The organism is Candidatus Neomicrothrix sp. (genome assembly GCF_035329545.1).
In the GTDB taxonomy this organism is placed as follows: Bacteria; Actinomycetota; Acidimicrobiia; order Acidimicrobiales; family Microtrichaceae; genus Microthrix; species Microthrix subdominans.
Genome location: NZ_DAOLGP010000019.1, coordinates 67,975 through 72,038 on the forward strand (window position 1 = coordinate 67,975; position 4,064 = coordinate 72,038).

A 4,064-nucleotide genomic window follows, 5' to 3' on the forward strand; every position below is an offset into this window, starting at 1 on the left:
GAGCCGTTGGTCGCAGAGCCGTTGGTCGCAGAGCCGTTGGTCGCAGAGCCGTTGGTCTCGGCGGGACGCCGCCGAGTGGTGACGGTCCAGCGTGCGTCCTCGGTGGACCACTCGGCCCGCTCGACCAGCGTGCGAAACCGGATGTGGTCGCGGATGGCGTACTCATCCACCGTCTCGTTGAGGTACTCGAGAATCGAGGGCCCATCCGCAATCGACTTCTCGGCCTTCCACGGCTTGAAGCTGTAGCCAAGCGTGTGCATGTCAGAGTCGGAGCGAACGCCCGGGTAGCGGAACAGGTCCCACGTGCCACCCAGGTCGTCACGGCCCTCCAGGATCACGTAGGACCGGTCAGGGCTGAGCGATCCCAGGTGATAGGCGGCGCCGATCCCGGAGATACCCGCGCCCACCACCACAACGTCGTAATGAGCCGGCTCCCTCTGCTCCACCTGATGCTGGTCCGGTGTGCTCATCGTTGGTGTCCCCCTGCTGACCGCCCTGTGGCACGACTGACGAGATTCTACGCTCCCACCACCTGTCGGCCGTCCAGGGCGGAGGAAATGAGCGATCGGCCAAACCTCGCAACCCCCGAGGTGCGATGATCGGCCCATGACATCCACAGCAGGCACCTTCTCCACGCTTACCGTCGAGCTGACGGACGGCATCGGCCGGCTGACGCTTAACCAGCCCGACCAGCTCAACCCGCTGGGCTCGGACACGCTGGCCGAGATCGCCCATGCCGCCCGCTGGTTCGACGACGAGAGCGCACGGGTGGTCGTCATCACCTCCGCCGGCGACCGGGCCTTCTCGGCCGGCTTCGACCTGCGAGAGATCAGCGGGCCGTCGAACGACCCACCCGATGTCGACCTCGGCTATCGCATGGTCGACGCCGTCGAGAACATGGAGGCGATCACGATCGCCTCCATCCATGGCCACTGCGTCGGAGGCGGCATCCTGTTGGCGGTCGGCTGCGACCTGCGCATCGCCGCAGATAACACCCGCTTCGCCATCCCAGAGGTCGATCTCGGTATTCCTCTGGCATGGGGAGGCATCCCCCGCCTGGTGCGCGAGGTAGGCCCGGCGGTCACCCGCGAGCTGGTGATGACCTGTCGCCCCTTCGATGCCGTCGAGGCGCAGAGCCTCGGCATGGTCAACCGGGTGGTGCCCCTCGATCGGCTGCGCATCGAGACCGACGAGCTGGCGGCGTCACTGGCCGCCAAGCCGGTCTCGCTGCTGCGCACCACCAAGCGTCAGGTCCAGGAGGCCACCGAGGACATGGTGTCCACCCAGTCCGGGTGGACCGCCTCGGCACACCTGGCGGTGGCCCTCGCCGACCCGGAGGCCCGCGCTGCGGCGTCCGCCTACCTGGCCGGTCGCGGCGGACGCTGACGACGTCGGCCGCTCACAGCTCGGGCGCCCGAACCGGGCAGGTGCCACACTCCTAGGGTGAGTTCATCAACCAACAACGCAGGTAGCAACGCTGGCAACCGCAAGTTGGACCTGCCCGGCCCGATCGCCTTTGTCATGGGCGGCGGCGCCAGCCTGGGTGCCGCCCAGGTGGGCATGTTGCAGGCCCTCTCAGAGTTCGGCGTGAAGCCCGATCTGATCGTCGGCACGTCGGTCGGTGCGCTCAATGGCGCCTTCCTCGCGTCCGACCTGGCCGGTGGCGCCAACCGGCTCTCCCACATCTGGCCGACGATCACCAAGGAACAGATCTTCCCGGGTTCGCCCTGGCAGTCGATCCGCTCGCTGCGCATCGACAAGACCCACCTCTACTCAAACGACGGCCTGGCCGAGTTCATCGATGCCCACCTGCCGGCGGACGACCTGGAGGATCTCGAGGTGCCGTTTGCAGCGATGGCCACCGACGTCGACACCGGTGCTGCGGTGGCGCTCACGTCCGGCCCGGCCAAGTCGGCGCTGCTCGCCAGCGCAGCCATGCCCGGGTTTCTGCCGGGCATTGAGCGGGACGACCGCCTCCTCTACGACGGCGGCCTGGTGGCCAAGCTGCCGATCGGTCAGGCGCTCAAGATGGGTGCCCGGACGCTGGTGCTTCTCGACTGCACCTTCCCCGGTCAGCCGGCGCCTCGACCGACCAACCTGTGGCAAGTGATGGAGTGGTCGATCTCGCTGACCCAGAACAGCCAGGCGGGTGCGGCGCTGTCTTTCGTACCCGCCGACGTGCCGGTCATCTACCTGCCCGGCCCGCCCCGTGCCGACTTCTCGCATCTGGAGCTGGACCACACCAGCGAGCTGATCAGCGGTGCCTACGAGCCGTCACGGCGGTATCTGAAAATGGCGGTCGACGACCCCGACCTCATGTACCGCCACCGGCTTCCGACCGAGGTGATCGGCATGCCGGAGGAGACCGAGGGCGAGGGGTCGGACTCGAGCGAGGACGCAACCGGCTGATGGACTCGGGCGACGAAGCTGGGCCGGCCGGCGTTGAACCCGTCGAACGGGTTGGGCTGCTCCACGGGCTGGCCACCACCCGGGCGATCCGTCGCTACCGCGACGAGCCGGTGGACGACGACGACCTGGCGACGATCATGTGGCACGCCACGCGGGCGCCCTCGGGCAGCAACCGTCAGCCGTTTCGCTTCGTCGTGCTTCGCGACGGCCCCCGGGCCTTCAAGGCCAAAACGCTGCTCGGCGAGAGCTTCCGCACCCTGTGGGCCGAGAAGCGACGCCGAGACGGCTACGACGCCGGCAGCGGAAGCCGTGATGACAGCCCGAAGGCCCGCATGGCCACCACGATGGAGCACTTCGTCGACCACTTCGAGTCGACCCCGGTGGTCGTACTGGCCTGCCTGATCCGTCATCGCGACCCCACGCCCACCGAGGGCGCATCGGTGTACCCCGCCTGTCAAAACCTGTTGCTCGCCGCCCGGGCACTCGGGTACGGCGGGGTGATGACCATGTGGCACGCGCACGTCGACGCCGAACTTCGAGAACTGCTCGGCATCCCCGTGGAGGTCGCCATCTCGGCCACCCTGACGCTCGGGCGACCGGCTGGCCACCACGGGCCGGTCCGGCGGCGGCCGGTCGAGGAACTGGTCTTCGACGACGGCTGGGCCCAACCCGCCGCCTGGGCGCACGACCCGCCGGGCACCCGCTTCACGTCGGCGGGCCCACCCCGTAGGTCCTGACGACTACTGAAGCTGAGCCTGCATCTGTGCCTTCGGGAAGACCTGAGCCACGACGACATCGTCCTTGCCTCGCTTGGTCTTCTGCATCTTCTGGCAGGCAAGCTCGATGAGCAGCAAGGGGTTCAGCGGCTGCAGCCCCGACGAGAGCAGCGCCCGAGCGGCCCGCGCCAGCAATTCGTCACCATAACGGTTGTTTCACCTGGTCGAAGGCCGGGCCGTAGTAGCCCCGCAACTCCCCGAGATAGTCCGATGCCGCTGAGACCACGGCCTCCACCGCCCGGCTTCGCCGCTTGAGCACCACGAACATCTTGTTGCCGGTGATCGTGACCGTACCGTTCATCCCGGCGATCGAGATCACCTCCCAACCAGAGGCCCCCCAAACATTCAGCTCGCCTTCCAGCGATGTGCCAAAAGTGGAGCTGATCACCTTGTACTCCCACAAGGGCCGATCATCCACCTCCTGTTCCCCGCTCCCGGTGTAGTCCGGCGGGTCGGAAGATGCCCCGGCAAGAGCGACAAACTGGGCGGCCGCTTGCTGGGCCTGGTCGGGTGCATCTACTCCCCGGTAGGCGGGTTGCTGTGGAGTCTGCTGCGGGGGATGCCCGGTCCACGCCGGCGGAGGCGTCTGTTGCACCCACGGTGGTGCAGAATTTTGCAGCCTCGTTTATTCAACCCCCGCATTCAACATCACGGTTGCGCCCGAAGGAAGCCCAACGCGGCGTCGATGAACTCGAACGACTTGGGCGTGCGGGCGTGGTCGGTGCGGGGCAGCGTCACCAGGGTGGCGTCGGGCAGCGCCTCGATCAGCTGGTCGGCCGGCGCCACAAAGTCGTGCTCGCCGAGCACGACCAGCACCGGGCACCTCACCGCCGCCAACTCCTCGGCACTCACCCGTCCGCCGCCGTTGGACATGCAGGC

General features: G+C 67.8%; 7 protein-coding genes. 3 read left to right on the forward strand and 4 right to left on the reverse strand.

Annotated features, from left to right (window positions below):
• Positions 1-470, reverse strand: a 470-nt coding sequence (locus PKD89_RS11790) for an NAD(P)/FAD-dependent oxidoreductase (protein ID WP_324332459.1), incomplete at its 3' end; no start/stop codon positions are given.
• 136 nt (positions 471-606) lie between these two features.
• On the opposite strand from PKD89_RS11790, the gene PKD89_RS11795 reads away from it, so the two are divergent.
• From PKD89_RS11795 to PKD89_RS11805, 3 genes are read left to right on the forward strand one after another with little or no spacing between them, the layout of a single operon-like run.
• Complete coding sequence (locus tag PKD89_RS11795) at positions 607-1,386, forward strand: enoyl-CoA hydratase/isomerase family protein (protein ID WP_289010612.1); 780 nt, start codon at positions 607-609, stop codon at positions 1,384-1,386.
• A 57-nt stretch (positions 1,387-1,443) separates the two neighbouring features.
• A complete protein-coding gene (locus PKD89_RS11800; RefSeq protein WP_289010611.1) occupies positions 1,444-2,409 on the forward strand; it encodes a patatin-like phospholipase family protein in 966 nt (321 codons plus the stop codon).
• A complete protein-coding gene (locus PKD89_RS11805; protein ID WP_289010610.1) occupies positions 2,409-3,146 on the forward strand; it encodes a nitroreductase family protein in 738 nt (245 codons plus the stop codon). The genes PKD89_RS11800 and PKD89_RS11805 overlap by 1 nt, the downstream gene beginning before the upstream one ends.
• Positions 3,147-3,149: 3 nt before the next feature.
• Here PKD89_RS11805 and PKD89_RS11810 read toward each other — a convergent pair whose 3' ends face one another.
• From PKD89_RS11810 to PKD89_RS11820, 3 genes are all read right to left on the reverse strand, one after another.
• Positions 3,150-3,320 (reverse strand): hypothetical protein, encoded by a 171-nt coding sequence (locus tag PKD89_RS11810; protein WP_289010609.1) that lies wholly within the window; start codon positions 3,318-3,320, stop codon positions 3,150-3,152.
• A gap of 4 nt (positions 3,321-3,324) precedes the next feature.
• Positions 3,325-3,780: a DUF4177 domain-containing protein gene (locus PKD89_RS11815; protein WP_289010608.1), complete on the reverse strand. Its 456-nt coding sequence runs from the start codon at positions 3,778-3,780 to the stop codon at positions 3,325-3,327.
• A 53-nt stretch (positions 3,781-3,833) separates the two neighbouring features.
• Positions 3,834-4,064: alpha/beta fold hydrolase (locus tag PKD89_RS11820; RefSeq protein ID WP_425591250.1), on the reverse strand; the 231-nt coding region annotated here is incomplete at its 5' end.